This is a genomic window from Jannaschia faecimaris (assembly GCF_900107415.1).
In the GTDB taxonomy this organism is placed as follows: domain Bacteria; phylum Pseudomonadota; class Alphaproteobacteria; order Rhodobacterales; family Rhodobacteraceae; genus Jannaschia; species Jannaschia faecimaris.
This window is the reverse complement of the sequence record NZ_FNPX01000018.1, coordinates 36,322-51,394: the sequence shown is the minus strand read 5'-3', so window position 1 is coordinate 51,394 and position 15,073 is coordinate 36,322. Positions and strand designations below refer to the sequence as shown.

Genomic DNA, 15,073 nt, shown 5'->3' with positions numbered 1-15,073 from the left:
GACAGATAGAGCCCCCTTACCAAAAGGGGAAGCCCGCGTTCACGTTGCGTTCCCCATTGGCGCAAACGACCGGCCCCGCTATGCCGGTTTCATGCAACAGGCGCTTCTCCTTTCGCTGCTCGCCGGGGCGATGATCCCGCTGGGCGCGTGGATTGCCTGGCGACGGGACCAATTCGACGAACGCGTTCCCCACGCGGTGGTCGCTTTCGGGGGTGGCACACTCGTGTCGGCGGTTGCGCTGGTTCTGGTGCCAGATGGCGCGGCACGCATACCGGACGCGCTGGCCGTCGTCCTCTTCCTGGCCGGCGGTGCGGTGTTCCGTTGGATCGATGCCTCGGTGAAGCGCATCAGCGGCCAGCACGGTCAGATGTTGGCGATGCTGACTGATTTCATACCCGAGGCCGCAGCACTTGGTGCCCTGCTGGCAACTGGCGAGAACAGCGCATTCCTTCTTGCGGCTCTGATCGGCCTTCAAAATCTGCCCGAAGGCTTTAACGCATGGCGCGAAAACCCGCCAAATGCTCCGCGCCGGACGATGGCGCTGTATTGCGCGCTTGCCCTACTTGGACCGGCTGCGGCGATGGCCGGGAATGTTTTCCTGTCGCAATCTGACGGGGCGCTCGGCGGGCTGATGGTTTTTGCGGCAGGGGGCGTGCTGTACCTCGTGTTCGAGGATGTGGCACCCGCCGACAGAATGGAAAGCGACCCGACGCCGCCGTTGGGCGCGGTTGCCGGATTTGCCCTGGGGCTGGCAGGGCACCTGATGCTCACGTGAGCGGTCGGACTGTTAACGCTAACAATACCCATTCCCCACTGTTGCCGCGCCGCGGCGAAGGCGTTACCAAACCGTCACAGACAGCCTTCGGGGGACCACATGGCCGACTTCCAGAAAATCCTGATCGCCAACCGTGGCGAAATCGCCATCCGCGTGATGCGCGCCGCCAACGAGATGGGAAAGAAAACAGTCGCCGTCTATGCCGAGGAGGACAAGCTGGGCCTGCACCGGTTCAAGGCGGACGAAGCTTACCGCATTGGTGAAGGTCTGGGCCCGGTCGCGGCCTATCTGTCGATCGATGAAATCATCCGGGTGGCCAAGGCCAGTGGGGCCGATGCGATCCACCCCGGTTATGGCCTGCTGTCTGAAAATCCGGAATTCGTAGATGCCTGCGAGGCGGCCGGGATCAAATTTATCGGCCCCAGAGCGGAGACGATGCGGCAACTGGGCGATAAGGCCAGCGCCCGCCAAGTCGCCATCAAGGCGGGTGTCCCGGTAATTCCGGCGACAGAGGTGCTGGGCGACGATATGAAGCTTGTCCGCAAGCAGGCGGCGGAGGTTGGCTATCCGCTGATGCTCAAGGCCAGCTGGGGTGGCGGCGGGCGCGGGATGCGGCCGATCTACTCCGAGAAGGAGCTTGAGGAAAAGGTGCTGGAAGGCCGGCGTGAGGCAGAGGCCGCCTTTGGCAACGGCGAAGGTTACCTGGAGAAGATGATCCAGCGCGCACGCCACGTGGAGGTACAGATCCTGGGCGACAGCCAAGGCAATACCTATCACCTCTATGAACGCGATTGCTCCGTGCAGCGCCGCAATCAGAAAGTGGTGGAGCGCGCGCCCGCCCCTTACCTTTCGGGCACGCAGCGCGAACAGATCTGCGCACTCGGCAAGAAGATCTGCGAATATGTGAACTACGAATGCGCAGGCACGGTCGAGTTCCTGATGGACATGGATTCTGGCGAATTCTACTTCATCGAGGTGAACCCCCGCGTTCAGGTCGAGCATACCGTGACCGAGGAAGTTACCGGCATCGACATCGTGCGCGCACAGATCCTGATCGCTGAGGGCAAGTCGCTGGTGGAAGCGACGGGCGTTGCATCCCAGTACGACGTAAAGCTGGACGGTCATGCGCTGCAAACGCGCGTGACGACCGAGGACCCGACCAACAACTTCATCCCCGACTACGGCCGCATAACCACCTACCGCGCCGCGACCGGCATGGGTGTGCGCCTCGACGAGGGCACGGCCTACTCCGGGGCCGTCATAACGCGCTACTACGACAGCCTTTTGACCAAAGTGACGACCTGGGCCCCGACGCCCGAAGCCGCAATAAAGCGTATGGACCGCGCCCTGCGCGAATTCCGTATTCGCGGGGTATCCACCAACATCGCTTTCGTCGAAAACCTGCTCAAGCACCCCATCTTCCTGTCAAACGAATACACAACCAAGTTCATCGACGACACGCCAGCGCTGTTCGACTTCAAGCCCCGCCGGGACCGGGCGACGAAGATCCTGACTTACATCGCCGACATCTCGGTCAACGGGCACCCCGAGACCGAGGGGCGCCCCCGTCCTGCCGACGACATCCGCCTGCCCAAACGGCCCGCGCCACTTCTGGAAAAGGCCCCCGAGGGCACGAAACAGATCTTGGATCGCGACGGCCCCAAGGGCTTGGCGGACTGGATGCTGTCGCGCGACCGCCTTCTGCTGACCGACACGACGATGCGCGACGGGCACCAGTCGTTGCTTGCAACGCGGATGCGGTCTATCGACATGGTGCGTGCTGCTCCGGCCTATTCCACCAACTTGCCCGAATTGCTCAGTGTGGAGTGCTGGGGCGGCGCGACCTTCGACGTGGCCTATCGCTTCCTTCAGGAATGCCCATGGCAGCGCCTGCGGGAGTTGCGGGCCGCGATGCCCAACATCTGCACCCAGATGCTGCTGCGAGCGTCGAACGGGGTGGGCTACACCAACTATCCTGACAACGTGGTGCAGAGTTTCGTCGCCCAGGCGGCCGAGACGGGCGTGGACATCTTCCGTGTCTTCGACAGCCTTAACTGGGTTGAAAACATGCGCGTGGCGATGGACGCCGTGATCGACACCGGGCGCGTTTGCGAGGGTACGGTGTGCTACACCGGGGACATTCTGGACCCGGACCGCGCCAAGTACGACCTGAAGTACTACGTCGACATGGCCAAGCAGTTGGAGGCCGCAGGCGCGCATGTGCTGGGCCTGAAAGACATGGCTGGCCTGTTGAAACCCGCAGCCGCCCGCGTCCTGATCAAGGCCCTGAAGGAAGATGTCGGCATTCCCGTCCACTTCCACACCCACGACACCGCCGGCATTGCCTGCGCGACGATCCTGGCTGCGACCGAAGCGGGCGTCGATGCCGCAGACGTTGCGATGGACTCTTTCTCGGGCAACACCTCACAGGCGACTTTCGGCACGATCCTTGCCGCGCTCAAGGGGGACGCGCGCGATCCGGGTCTTGATGCGACCGCCGTGCGGCACATGTCCGACTACTGGGAAGCCGTGCGCGCGCAATATCTGGCGTTCGAAAGCGGGATGCAGGCCCCCTCCTCTGAGGTTTACCTGCACGAAATGCCCGGTGGTCAGTTCACCAATCTCAAGGCACAGGCCCGATCCATGGGCCTGGAGGAGCGCTGGCACGAGGTCGCGCAGATGTATTCGGACGTGAACCAGATGTTCGGCGACATCGTAAAGGTCACCCCATCGTCAAAGGTGGTGGGCGACATGGCGTTGATGATGGTCGCCCAGGGCCTGACGACGGCACAGGTCGAAGACCCGCAAATCGACGTCAGTTTTCCGGACTCGGTGATCGACATGCTCAAGGGCAACCTTGGTCAGCCGCCGGCCGGCTGGCCCAAGGCGCTGCAAAAGAAGGCCCTGATGGGCGAGAAACCCTTCACGGACCGCCCCGGCAAACACCTGCCCCCCGTAGACATGGAAGCCGTGCGCAAGGAACTTGCCGCCAAGCTGGACGAGGAGATCGACGGCGAGGATCTGAACGGCTACCTCATGTATCCCAAGGTCTTCACGGACTACGCCGAACGCCACGCCACCTATGGCCCTGTACGTGCCCTGACGACGCCGGTGTTCTTCTACGGGATGGAGCCGGGGGACGAGACCCACGCCGAGATCGATCCGGGCAAGACCCTCGAAATCCGCATGGTCGCCCGCGGCGAGACAAACGACGACGGCGAAGTCCGTATATTCTTCGAGCTTAACGGCCAACCACGGAACATCCGTGTCCCAGACCGGCGCGTCGCGGGTGCGACCGCCAAGCGGCCAAAGGCAGAGATGGGGAATGCCGATCATGTCGGTGCGCCAATGCCCGGCGTTGTCGCCAGCGTCGTCGCCACGGTTGGTGCCAAGGTGAAGAAAGGCGACCTGCTGCTGACCATCGAAGCGATGAAGATGGAAACCGGGTTGCACGCGGACCATGATGCGACGATTGCGGCAGTTCATGTCAATCCTGGGGCGCAAATCGACGCGAAAGACCTGCTGATAGTACTATCCTGAGTTGTATAAAAACCGGCTTTGCGGACACAGTAATTGGGAAGTCTGGCGAATTGTCCTCAATAGCTGACCCGACCGCCCAATTTGCGCCCCGAAATCTGCGCAAGGGGGCCGCAGTGACACGTTAGAAAAGTTCCATCTTTTTCTTACCGAGTCCCTGTCATGCGTCTTAAAGCCGAATACCTTCGCCAGTTTCTTCGTGATAGCCATGGCGCTGTCACTGTAGATTACGTCATTCTCGCAGCCGCGGTGACCGCCGTCACCCTGGCCTCGACCGATGTCATTCAGAATGGGATGCGGTCGCTTGCTGGCACCGTCGATTCCGAACTGAAGGGCGAGGCCCCCGGCAGCGGCCATGCGATGACGTATTCCGACGGGTTCGACAACGGATCGCAAGGCTGGAGTGGCACTAGCAGCGCAAACGTCTCTGGCATCGGCAACGTCCTGGGGCCGATCGGTGGCTCGAATGGTGCCCCAACCGTCTCACGCGACTTCGCGTTCGAGGAAGGGACTGAAAGCGCCACGTTCGAGTTCGATCTCTACGCGATGGATAGCCTCGATAACGAGAGTGGTATTATCTTTGTTGATGGGCAGGAGATCGGCCGGATCACCAGTAATCTCGGGAAAGCCACGTTCCAAGTCGCCGATGGAATTGACCCGGATGCCTACATCATCCGCCAGACGACGATTGATGACGACGTCCACCTTGGCGGATCGAGTGAGTGGCGCGACCACCACTCCAACATTGCGATTACGGTGCGCAATCCGAACACGAACGTGAATGTTGGATTTGGATCGACCGCTAACCAGAGCACAAGCGACGAATCCATCTCAATCGACAACTTCACCGTCACGACCAAGACCGCCCCGACGACGACCGCCCCGACGACGACCGGTTAAATTGATCGGTCGGGGGCGAACATGTCCTGGTGACCGTGACGTTGATTCGAAGCACAGGGGGACTGTTGTGGGTCTTTTCTTCCTTTCCATGATTTTTCCGCTTGCGCCCCTCGGGTGGTTTTCCTAAATCACCGCTACCGAAACGGCGCGGGCGTAGCTCAGGGGTAGAGCATAACCTTGCCAAGGTTAGGGTCGGGCGTTCGAATCGCCTCGCCCGCTCCAATTCGGTTCAGAAAAAGCCTTCGCTCCCTTGGGAACGGGGGCTTTTTTGTGTGACTGACGCATGGCTGCAGATCATGTCAGGACTGATGGCCTTCCCGTCGATCCAATGCTGACTAAACACGATTGCACCCGGCCTTGCTGGCCATCAGCCAGCCAGCAGGTGCCCCACGCGGGGGCGCACCGTCGGTCGGGCGCATCGTCCATAGGCCGTCAAATCGGCCCGAAGTCCAGGTCTTGCCTGGAACAGTCGGGTACGCGCGTGGACGTCGATACCGTCAAGGCCCTCGGTGCCGGGCAAAAAGGTTTCCGCCTCCGCACCTTCGGCGAAGAAGACTTCATGCTTTGGAGTGAGCAGATGGAAATAGCTCACCAGTCCTGGTCGTTCGGTACGGATCGTCGATCCGTTGACCAAGGCCTTAGCAGGCACAAGTACCTCCTCCTCGCCGAACATAAGCTGGGCGCGCCATCCACGTATCAGCATCCGGTGGTTCGGCGAGACTCGCAAGGGCGCGTTGTTCCCGATGGCCCCGGCCTGAAACAGCACGGGGGCCATGCTGCGGCCAACCAGGCCTTGACGCATCCCGATCCACTCCAGAAGTTGAGGCCCGGCATCCCGGGTCAGAACAAGATCGCCGGCAGACAGATCCTCAATAATGCGCGGGCCGTGCGGCGTGGCGATATGCGTTCCGCCCGCGAAATAGATGACAGCCTCCATCTCCGAGAATGTGACTGCCGTTCCATCGTCCAGCGTGGCTTCACCATCTTGGCCAGGGTCGGTGAAAGAAATGTTTCCGGGGCTCAGGTTGCCATTGAAGTCGACGCTGTTCCCCGCCGTCTCATCGCCCTCACCTCCGATGAGGGTAATGGTACCGCCTGCTGTGTTGGTCGGGTCCACGACGAATGTGTCGTCGCCCCCTCATTGCCGGTCGCGGTGTCACCGCTCGCTACAAGCAGGGAGTCATCACCCGCTCCGCCAACCATGATATCTGACCCGCTCCCGCCGGTCAGAGTGTCGTTGCCGGCACCGCCGTCGAATGTATCGCTGCCCGATCCGCCAAGGACGCTGTCAGCTCCGCCGCCGCCTTGGATGTTGGTTCCAACCCCATCCAGGGTCGCATCCACAACATCGTCAAATTCGGTCAGAATCAGGCGTTCGACATTCGAGAAAGTAATCGTGCTGGTGCCGTCGGTAATCGTCCCGGCTTCGTCGCCGGAGTAGGTGACGGTAACCGGCCCGCTGAGGCCCGACAGGTCGATGACATCGACATCGTTTCCGCCTTCGCCACCGTTAATGGTATCATTACCCCAAGTGCTCGTAACGACAAAAGTATCGGCGTCGGCTCCGCCCGAAAGTTGATCGGCACCGTCTCCGCCGTCAATCGTGTCATCGCCAGCCCCACCATCAACCGAGTCGCTCCCGGCCCCGCCAAACACGCTGTCGTTTCCAGCACCGGCGAGGATGTTCTCGGATCCTGCGCCGCCGATCACGGAATCATCGAAATCCGTCAGTATGAACTGCTCGATCTGATCGAACGACAAGGTGTCAGCGCCGCCGGTCGCACTGCCCGCTTCAGGCCCCGAGAAGGTGGCGTTGACCGCGTTCGACAGGTCCGCGAAATCCACGACATCGAAATCGGTTCCACCCTCGCCACCCTCTAGCGTGTCGGAGCCCAAACCGTCGACCATGTCGAACAGGTCGGCCCCATCTCCACCCGACAGGAAATCGGCGTTGCCGGACGACAGGATCGTGTCATTGCCCGCACCGCCATCCACCGTTTCGGTGCCCGCGCCACCTGAAATGAGATCGGCCCCATCGCCCCCCGTGACGAGGTTGGATGCCCCTTCCGCCCGGATAGTGTCGTCGCCGGTGCCCCCGTCCAGCACGCCGTCAGAGCCGGTGAAGGTCAGGCTGTCTGCCCCGTCATCGCCCAAAAGTGTATCGTTACCAATTGCGCCGATCAGGATGTCGTTGCCAGCGCCCCCGCTGAGGAGGTCGTTGCCGACTCCACCGTCCAGCGTATCCGCGCCGGTTTCACCGATCAGGCTGTCGTTGCCGCTGCCGCCAAGCAGGCTGTCTGCTCCGGCTTCCCCGCGCAACCAGTCGGCCCCCGAGCCGCCGTCAATGGTGTCATTACCGCTGCCACCGAGCACCGTGTCGTTGTCGGACCCCGCAAATACGCTGTCGTTGCCCGCGCCCGCATCAATGATGTCAGCGTTGCCCTGACTCGTGATCGCGTCGTAATCGATATCCGAGATGAAAACCGCCTGCTGCGTATTTCCACCGTTGTCATAGTTGATGACCACCCGCTCGACCGGGCCAGCGATCATGACCAGAACCGCACCGTCGACCTCTGACGGATGGTCACCGTTCAACGCGCCGGTGACAGTGTTCCCTGAAACCGTATCGTTGCCAAGGACATCGATCTGAACGTCTATCTCATTGCCATCGATGTCGTAGGCCCTGATCGTGATGATGTCTTGGAAGTTGTTCCCTGCATTAACGACGCCGTGGATGTCGTTGATCATAAACCGAACGTTGTGCACCTCCGTGGAGGCCGTCGGCGAGGTGGAGTCGAAGTCAATGGTCAGCGTCGTGTCGGTGGCGTTTCCATTTGCGAAGAACCGGCCGGCGGACGTCTCCGAGATGCCACTGTCCGGAGGAGCATAGAAATCACCGTTGGTATCAGCCGTGAACGTCGATCCAGCCGGAAGACTGGACGACACGGTGACCTGCACGCCTCCGGCGGTGTGGCTCGCGTCGGCTGCGAGGTTTTGATTGTCGGCGTAATTCGACCATGAGAACGTCTGCTGGCTGGACTGGCTGGTCATCAGGTCGTTGTTGTCGACCTTGTCACCATTCGGATCGCCCGTGTAGTCCCTGTCGATAACGTCATCGCCGCCAGTACCCAGAACAGTACCATCGTTGAAATCGGCGTAGTCGAAACCGGTGCCCTGCGACGTCTGCGGGGAGTTGTCGTGGTCAAGAGTCTCGTAGGTTCGGCCCTGAACCAGCGGTTGGGACCCCAAGGTGTATTGCTGTGCGCCGCCGTCGACATTGAAACGAACGACCGTGATCGTCTCACCGCTAATGATATCGCGAAGAAGCCAGTATTGCTCGGCCTCAACCGAGACACCGGTCGCGCTGTAGCCGCCGACTGAAACGTCTGCCGTCGCTGTTTCGTCGCGATTTCCATCCGTCAGGAAAAGATTCTCGTTGGACGCTCCGTTGTCGGTGATTGTGGCACTGCCGGACGTGGCACCCGCACCGGTCCACTCCGAAAAATCCCCATCTCTGCGTGACAGGACGTCACGCGGATCTGTCGCGTATAAAGATACGTTATAAACTGCCATTTAACTACTCGCCGCAGCTGTCGCGGGTTTCTCCCACGTACTGCTTAACTTTAGTTTGACAGCCGACTTGGCCCGATTGTGACCCGACGTGACAATTCCATCACGACTGGAAAGCACCTGCTGCGATGCCATCCCTTTGCGTCACGTATTCCGATGCCCTTCCCCGGTGCGACGCTTCGGGCTAAGGGGGGGCGGAACACGTCAGACCCCGGGACCAGCATCGATGCGCAAAGCCACCATCACCCGCAAGACCGCCGAGACCAATGTCACGGTAAAGCTAGCCCTCGACGGGACCGGCACCTACGACAACCATACAGGGGTCGGGTTCTTTGATCACATGCTGGATCAATTGGCTCGTCACGCGCTGATCGACCTGAACGTGCGCTGTGATGGTGACCTGCACGTCGATGACCACCACACTGTCGAAGACGTGGGTATCGCGCTGGGCCAGGCCCTGACCGATGCCATGGGCGACAAGCGCGGCATCCGGCGGTATGGCTCATGCCACCTGGCGATGGACGATGCGCTGGTTCGAGCCGCACTGGATCTTTCCGGACGCCCGTATCTGGCTTGGGAGGTCCCGATGACCGCCCCCCAGGTCAAGACGTTCGACACAGAACTGGTGCGCGAATTCTTCCAGGCGATTTCGACACATGGGGGAATTACACTGCACATGGACGGGCTACGCGGGATCAATTCGCACCACATCACGGAAGCGGCGTTCAAGGCCTTCGCCCGCGCCCTGCGCGATGCGTTGGAGACCGACCCGCGCAAGGCCGACGAAATTCCGTCGACCAAGGGATCACTGTAAGCCCATGCTTACAGTATTGGTCGACTACGATAGCGGCAATCTCCACTCCGCTGCCAAGGCGTTCGAGCGGATGGCGCGCGAGACCGACTCCGGCGAAATACTCGTCTCCCAGCGGCCGGACGACGTGGCCCGCGCCGATCGCGTGGTGCTGCCCGGCGATGGGGCCTTCCCGGCCTGTCGCCGCGGGTTGCAGGGGTTTGACGGGTTGGAGGACGCCGTGTTGGAAGCGGTGGGCCCGCGCGGCCTGCCATTCCTAGGTATCTGCGTCGGCATGCAAATGCTGGCCACGGTTGGCCGCGAATACGAAGACGTTCCCGGCTTCGGACTTATCGGCGGAGCGATCGAGCGGATCGTCCCCTCGGACCCCGGATTGAAAGTGCCACACATGGGCTGGAATGACTTGGTCCTTACCGGCGCGCACCCCGTTCTTGGCGGATTAAAGACGGGAGATCACGCCTACTTCGTGCATTCCTACCAGATGGTTATGGACGACCCGGCTGACCGGCTGGCGCATGTCGATTATGGCGGCGATGTCACGGCGATCGTGGCGCGCGATAACGTTGTAGGAACGCAGTTTCATCCTGAAAAAAGCCAGGCCACGGGCCTAGGCCTGATCGCCAACTTCCTGAGATGGAAGCCCTAACGCGGTCAGGCAGGCGTTCCCGCGTTATCCTTGGCCTGTGTCGCCATCGCTGCGGCCCTTGGAGCCGCCACCCCAGCCGCCGGAGCCGTTCGGGTTTTCACCGGCATTTCCGACGGCTTCGCCGTTTCCGGGATTCCCGGGTGAGGAACCGTCCGAGCTGCCCGACCCACCCGAGCCACCACTCCCCGACGACCCACCGTTAGAGCCGGATCCGCTACCGGCGTCACCGTCGCTGCGACCATTGGAGCCACTGCCCCAGCCGCCGGAGCCGTTCGGGTTTTCACCTGCGTTTCCAACATCTTTGCCATTTCCGGGGTTGCCGGGGGCAGAGCTTGTCGCCTCGCCCGAGTCCGCATCACCCGTCGTGCCCGTTTGGTCGGCTGACGCCACCTGCTCGCCGGAATAGCCCCAACCTTCCAGCGCCCCGAAAATTTCTCGGCCGCCGGAATCCGTATTGAACCCGTACGCCAGCGTCATGGCGATGCCCTCGCTCTGCCCTTTCACTCCATCCGCGATTTCACCGGTGACGACCACACCAAGGCTGACCGCGAACATCATGATCGGCATCATATCGACCGTTACGGCCCCACATTCGTCGGTGGCGAAGTTCTTAATAGTGGTCGAAATGCGGGCGACGGGCGAGAACGGAAAGCTATCTGGCATTTGATCCTCTGACGGACAAAAATGGAATTTGAGTAATTGCTCTGAATTATGACCATGTCAGTGTCAGATGGTGGAGGTCAGACCAAACCGGGGCGTGGCGCGGCAATATCGGGGCATTTTTGGCCATGTTTCTGACAGGGATCGTTCGGGATGCGCTGGTGATATCGCAACGACATACCATGCACCCCGACCCGATCGGATCGTCACCGAATCTTGACCCATGTCTGGCGCGCGCAGATCAGCCCACCAACGATGCAGCCGCGCAACGCCATCTGGTCTCCGGTCAAGGCGACCTTGCCCAAGTAGATTTTGTCGTTCGACGGTCGCCAGACCTGCCCTTCGTAGCCGCCGCCCCCCTGCAGGGCCATGTTGCGCACAATCTGCTTGCCGAGATTCGGCGACTGGTATTCGCCCGTCGCGTTGAAAGTCTTGCTGATGGTGCCGCAATAGTTGCTGCCGCAGGGCGCGATGGTGACGTGCGCATACGCGCCGTCGTCGACTTCGGTCTGCCAGATACCCTCGATCGGGTCGGCGGATGCCATGGTCGCCAAGCCAAGGCTGGCAACGAGGGTGAAGAAAAAGCGTTTCATGTGATGTCCTCCCAAAGACTGGACTGAACCTGTCGATGCGGCGCGGTCAAAATCAAGCGTGACGCTTCGGCACGGGCTTTCCCATCTGGGCGGATTGCGCCAAAACGCCCTCAAACCAGTTTCGGAGCCGCATCATGATCCTTTATCCTGCCATCGATCTGAAGGACGGCGAGGCCGTCCGCCTGCTGCACGGTGAGATGGATTCGGCCACCGTCTTCAACGATGACCCCGCGGCGCAGGCGCGTGCGTTTCAGGACGCGGGTTGCGACTGGGTGCATCTGGTCGATCTAAACGGGGCCTTCGCCGGAGAGCCGGTCAACGGCGCGGCCGTCGAAGCCATCCTGAGCCGCGTCACCGTCCCCTGCCAACTTGGCGGCGGGATCCGCGACATGGCAACCATCGAGGCGTGGTTGTCAAAAGGTCTTGCCCGCGTGATCCTTGGCACCGTTGCGGTGGAGAACCCGGACTTAGTACGGGAAGCGGCCCGGGCCTTCCCCGGCAAGGTTGCCGTAGGCATCGACGCCCGCAAGGGCCGGGTCGCAACCCGTGGCTGGGCCGAGGAGACAGACATTATGGCGACCGATCTTGCCCGCCGGTTCGAGGACGCGGGCGTGGCGGCCATCATCTACACCGATATCGACCGCGATGGTGCCATGGGCGGCCCGAACGTAGCGGCAACAGACGCTTTGGCCCGCGCGGTCAGCATCCCGGTCATCGCGTCTGGCGGCGTATCGTCGCTGACGGATTTGCGGGTACTTAAGGCGAAGGGCACGATTGCGGGGGCGATTTCGGGACGCGCGCTCTACGATGGGGCGATTAATCTGGGCGAAGCGCTGGCCGTGTTGCGCAACGATTGACGCATGAGACGCCTCGCCGTTCGGGCACTCGTATCGGAAATCTCGCGCGCCTGACCGAGAGTTAGTGCCGGTGATCACACACAATTGCGTGGTCGCAACGTCGCCAATCCTTCTTTCAATGGTGTTCTGAAATCGTGCAAAGCAAGCGCACGCATGGGCGTATCTGTTTTGTAGCAGAGTCTGCAGCCCTCGCCTCGACTAACATGCATGTGTCCATCGAAAACGGCGCACACTCCCGGTTGCTATCGGGATCGGTGCGCAGATCCCAAGACCGAATATACGTACCGCGCCCGCGGGTCTCATTCCAGCAACCGGCCATTTTACGGAAAACTTGAGCCTTCCTCTTTCCGGAAATATCCCGGTGAGTGGGAGGGGCTGGCCCCTCGCCTGTTGCCACGCGCGCCAAACCCGGCCAAACCGCACACATGTTAAAGACACGCATCATCCCTTGCCTGGACGTGGCCGACGGTCGCGTTGTGAAGGGTGTCAACTTTGTCGACCTGATCGACGCAGGTGACCCCGTGGAATCCGCCCGCACTTATGACGCAGCAGGCGCTGACGAGCTTTGCTTTCTAGATATCCACGCGACGCACGAAAATCGCGGCACGATGTATGATTTGGCCACGCGCACGGCCGAGGCCTGTTTCATGCCCCTGACCATCGGCGGCGGTGTGCGTACCGTAGACGACGTACGCAACCTTCTCTTGGCCGGGGCGGACAAGGTTTCGTTTAACTCCGCCGCCGTGGCCGACCCCGACGCGCTGGCCCGCGCCGCCGACAAGTTCGGCAGTCAGTGCATTGTCTGCGCGATCGACGCGAAGACAGTGGCCCCCGGAAAATGGGAAATCTTCACCCACGGCGGGCGCAAGCCCACGGGCATCGACGCAGTGGAGTTCGCCCGCACCGCAATGGAGAAAGGCGCGGGCGAGATCCTGCTGACGTCGATGGACCGTGACGGGACCAAGGCCGGCTTCAACCTCCCGCTGACCCGCGCCGTGTCTGACGCTGTGACGATCCCGGTCATAGCGAGCGGAGGCGTCGGTACGCTGGATCACCTCGTCGACGGCGTGACCGAAGGGCATGCCTCGGCGGTTTTGGCCGCCTCGATCTTCCACTTCGGCACCTTCACCATCGCCGAGGCCAAGGCGCATATGGCTGCTGCCGGTATTCCCATGCGGTTGGAGTAAACGATATGACCCACCCCCTCGACCGCCTTTGGCAAACCGTGGAAGACCGCCGTACCGCCGACCCCGACAGCAGTTGGACGGCCAAGCTCCTCTCCAAAGGACCCGAAAAATGCGCCGAGAAGTTCGGCGAAGAAGCCGTGGAGGCCCTGATCGAAGCAGTGAAAGGCGACCGCGACGCCCTGACGCGCGAAGGGGCGGACGTTCTCTACCACTTCTGCATCATGCTTGCGTCGCGTGACGTTGCATTGGCCGATGTCCTCGCGGAGCTGGACCGAAGACATGGCACCTCCGGGCTCGTGGAAAAGGCCAGTCGCGACGGCTGACGACGGAAGTGAACACGCGGTTCGCCACACCTTTTGACGAACGTGGGTGATTTCGTGTCACCTGACCGCGTGGTGGCACGGCGCGCACCTGAAACGAAACAAGGCGATGCGACCGTTATGCAACCGTCGCATCGCCTTGCGTGTTTTGAGGATGACCAACCTGCAAACAGGTCAACTTCACAACACTCCAAAGACTAGAATGAAAATTCTTCCTACGTCCACCATCATCACCGCACTTCTGGAAGGTCGATGCCGAGGCCAAATTGTCGAATGTTGAGATCAGTAGCGCAAAGCGGAGATTGCCTTCGCTATAATTTCGAGCTGATGACTCCGGTGTTGAACCCGCCCATACGCAGTTCGCCGAACAGGCGCTGATACTCGATCTTGGGGCACCGATTCTGAATGATCGGGACACCAGCGGCATTGCACATGGCTTCGGCCTCTGGGCTGATGATCCCGATCTGCAACCAGACGCAGTGCAGGCCAGTCAGGCAGGAAAGACCTTCCTCGACGATTGCGGGCACGGCTTCGGGGCGGCGAAAGATGTCCAAAACGTCGACTGGAATGTCGATATCGCTCAACTCCCCGACGACAGGCTCGCCAAACAACACGGTTCCAACATGGCCTGGATTGACTGGCACAACGTGAAATCCGCGCATCGACAGATACCGCCCTACGAAATGGCTGGGTCGGATCGGATGGGGCGAAACGCCGACACAGGCAAAGGTCTTCGAACGAGTCAAAATGCTGCGCAGCAGGGAGTCTGATGGGGTTGTAGTCATGCCCGGACCTGACATGAAAAAAGGGCCCACGGCAAGCGTGGGCCCGAGGCGTGGAACGAGGGACAGTAAACGGAAGGCGGGAGTTCCAACCCCGCGTTCCTTTCATACATAGGAAACATCTCTCCCAAGGATAAGTTCCGATCACGGGAATTCCTTTCCGCGTGAGCGGGCGTGAGCATACACTCTAGCATCCGTCAGTCGAAAATGTCCTCGATCTCATCGAAAACCTTCTCCCAGATGCTCTTGCGCTTCTTAACCCGTTTGGGCTTGCGCATCTTGTGCGGTTTCTGCGGCTTGGACGTGTGGCTGGCGACGGCGCGGGCCTGTGCCGGACGCAATGGCTTCATGTCACGCAGAGGCGCGCCGCAGGACCTGCAGGCCAGCGCATGATTGCGCACGCAAAGCGCCGAACGACGACCGCAATAGCAACAG

The 15,073-nt window shown here is 61.1% G+C and carries 14 protein-coding genes and 1 tRNA gene; 9 read left to right on the top strand and 6 right to left on the bottom strand.

The window, feature by feature from the left end; all coding sequences use genetic code 11:
• Positions 1-91 precede the first annotated feature (91 nt).
• From BLV27_RS15810 to BLV27_RS15795, 4 genes are all read left to right on the top strand, one after another.
• Positions 92-775, top strand: a complete 684-nt coding sequence (locus tag BLV27_RS15810) for a ZIP family metal transporter (protein WP_092647476.1) — start codon at positions 92-94, stop codon at positions 773-775.
• A 99-nt stretch (positions 776-874) separates the two neighbouring features.
• Positions 875-4,315, top strand: coding sequence for a pyruvate carboxylase (locus BLV27_RS15805; RefSeq protein ID WP_092647475.1), 3,441 nt, complete (start codon positions 875-877; stop codon positions 4,313-4,315).
• A gap of 159 nt (positions 4,316-4,474) precedes the next feature.
• Positions 4,475-5,212, top strand: coding sequence for a hypothetical protein (locus BLV27_RS15800; RefSeq protein WP_092647474.1), 738 nt, complete (start codon positions 4,475-4,477; stop codon positions 5,210-5,212).
• Positions 5,213-5,359: 147 nt separating this feature from the next.
• Positions 5,360-5,434 (top strand) — tRNA-Gly (locus BLV27_RS15795).
• Positions 5,435-5,579: 145 nt separating this feature from the next.
• Here BLV27_RS15795 and BLV27_RS15790 read toward each other — a convergent pair.
• Both BLV27_RS15790 and BLV27_RS15785 read right to left on the bottom strand, forming a co-directional pair.
• Positions 5,580-6,149 carry a Hint domain-containing protein gene (locus BLV27_RS15790; protein ID WP_092647473.1) on the bottom strand — a complete coding sequence of 190 codons (570 nt, stop codon included), beginning with the start codon at positions 6,147-6,149 and terminating at the stop codon, positions 5,580-5,582.
• Between the two features lie 83 nt (positions 6,150-6,232).
• Positions 6,233-8,785 carry a calcium-binding protein gene (locus BLV27_RS15785; RefSeq protein WP_092647472.1) on the bottom strand — a complete coding sequence of 851 codons (2,553 nt, stop codon included), beginning with the start codon at positions 8,783-8,785 and terminating at the stop codon, positions 6,233-6,235.
• A gap of 223 nt (positions 8,786-9,008) precedes the next feature.
• Between BLV27_RS15785 and hisB the strand changes: the two genes are divergently transcribed.
• On the top strand, positions 9,009-9,596 hold the full coding sequence (gene hisB / locus BLV27_RS15780; protein WP_092647471.1) for an imidazoleglycerol-phosphate dehydratase HisB: 588 nt from the start codon (positions 9,009-9,011) through the stop codon (positions 9,594-9,596).
• A 4-nt stretch (positions 9,597-9,600) separates the two neighbouring features.
• Entirely contained in the window at positions 9,601-10,239 is a 639-nt protein-coding gene (gene hisH / locus BLV27_RS15775; RefSeq protein WP_092647470.1) for an imidazole glycerol phosphate synthase subunit HisH, read from the top strand.
• Positions 10,240-10,263: 24 nt separating this feature from the next.
• Here hisH and BLV27_RS19595 read toward each other — a convergent pair whose 3' ends face one another.
• Together BLV27_RS19595 and BLV27_RS15765 are read right to left on the bottom strand one after the other, a co-directional pair.
• Positions 10,264-10,902: a hypothetical protein gene (locus BLV27_RS19595; protein ID WP_092647469.1), complete on the bottom strand. Its 639-nt coding sequence runs from the start codon at positions 10,900-10,902 to the stop codon at positions 10,264-10,266.
• 203 nt (positions 10,903-11,105) lie between these two features.
• Positions 11,106-11,492 (bottom strand): DUF2147 domain-containing protein, encoded by a 387-nt coding sequence (locus tag BLV27_RS15765; protein WP_092647468.1) that lies wholly within the window; start codon positions 11,490-11,492, stop codon positions 11,106-11,108.
• A 134-nt stretch (positions 11,493-11,626) separates the two neighbouring features.
• On the opposite strand from BLV27_RS15765, the gene hisA reads away from it, so the two are divergent.
• The 3 genes from hisA to BLV27_RS15750 all read left to right on the top strand — a co-directional run bounded on the left by hisA (position 11,627) and on the right by BLV27_RS15750 (position 13,859).
• A complete protein-coding gene (gene hisA, locus BLV27_RS15760) occupies positions 11,627-12,349 on the top strand; it encodes a 1-(5-phosphoribosyl)-5-[(5-phosphoribosylamino)methylideneamino]imidazole-4-carboxamide isomerase (RefSeq protein ID WP_092647467.1) in 723 nt (240 codons plus the stop codon).
• Between the two features lie 425 nt (positions 12,350-12,774).
• Positions 12,775-13,536 carry an imidazole glycerol phosphate synthase subunit HisF gene (gene hisF, locus BLV27_RS15755; protein ID WP_092647466.1) on the top strand — a complete coding sequence of 254 codons (762 nt, stop codon included), beginning with the start codon at positions 12,775-12,777 and terminating at the stop codon, positions 13,534-13,536.
• Positions 13,537-13,541: 5 nt separating this feature from the next.
• Entirely contained in the window at positions 13,542-13,859 is a 318-nt protein-coding gene (locus tag BLV27_RS15750) for a phosphoribosyl-ATP diphosphatase (protein ID WP_092647465.1), read from the top strand.
• A gap of 308 nt (positions 13,860-14,167) precedes the next feature.
• Here the strand turns inward: BLV27_RS15750 and BLV27_RS15745 are convergent, their stop codons facing one another.
• Positions 14,168-14,641 (bottom strand): CoA-binding protein, encoded by a 474-nt coding sequence (locus BLV27_RS15745; RefSeq protein ID WP_092647464.1) that lies wholly within the window; start codon positions 14,639-14,641, stop codon positions 14,168-14,170.
• A 194-nt stretch (positions 14,642-14,835) separates the two neighbouring features.
• On the bottom strand, positions 14,836-14,988 hold the full coding sequence (locus tag BLV27_RS19840; RefSeq protein ID WP_244504706.1) for a hypothetical protein: 153 nt from the start codon (positions 14,986-14,988) through the stop codon (positions 14,836-14,838).
• Positions 14,989-15,073: the final 85 nt, after the last annotated feature.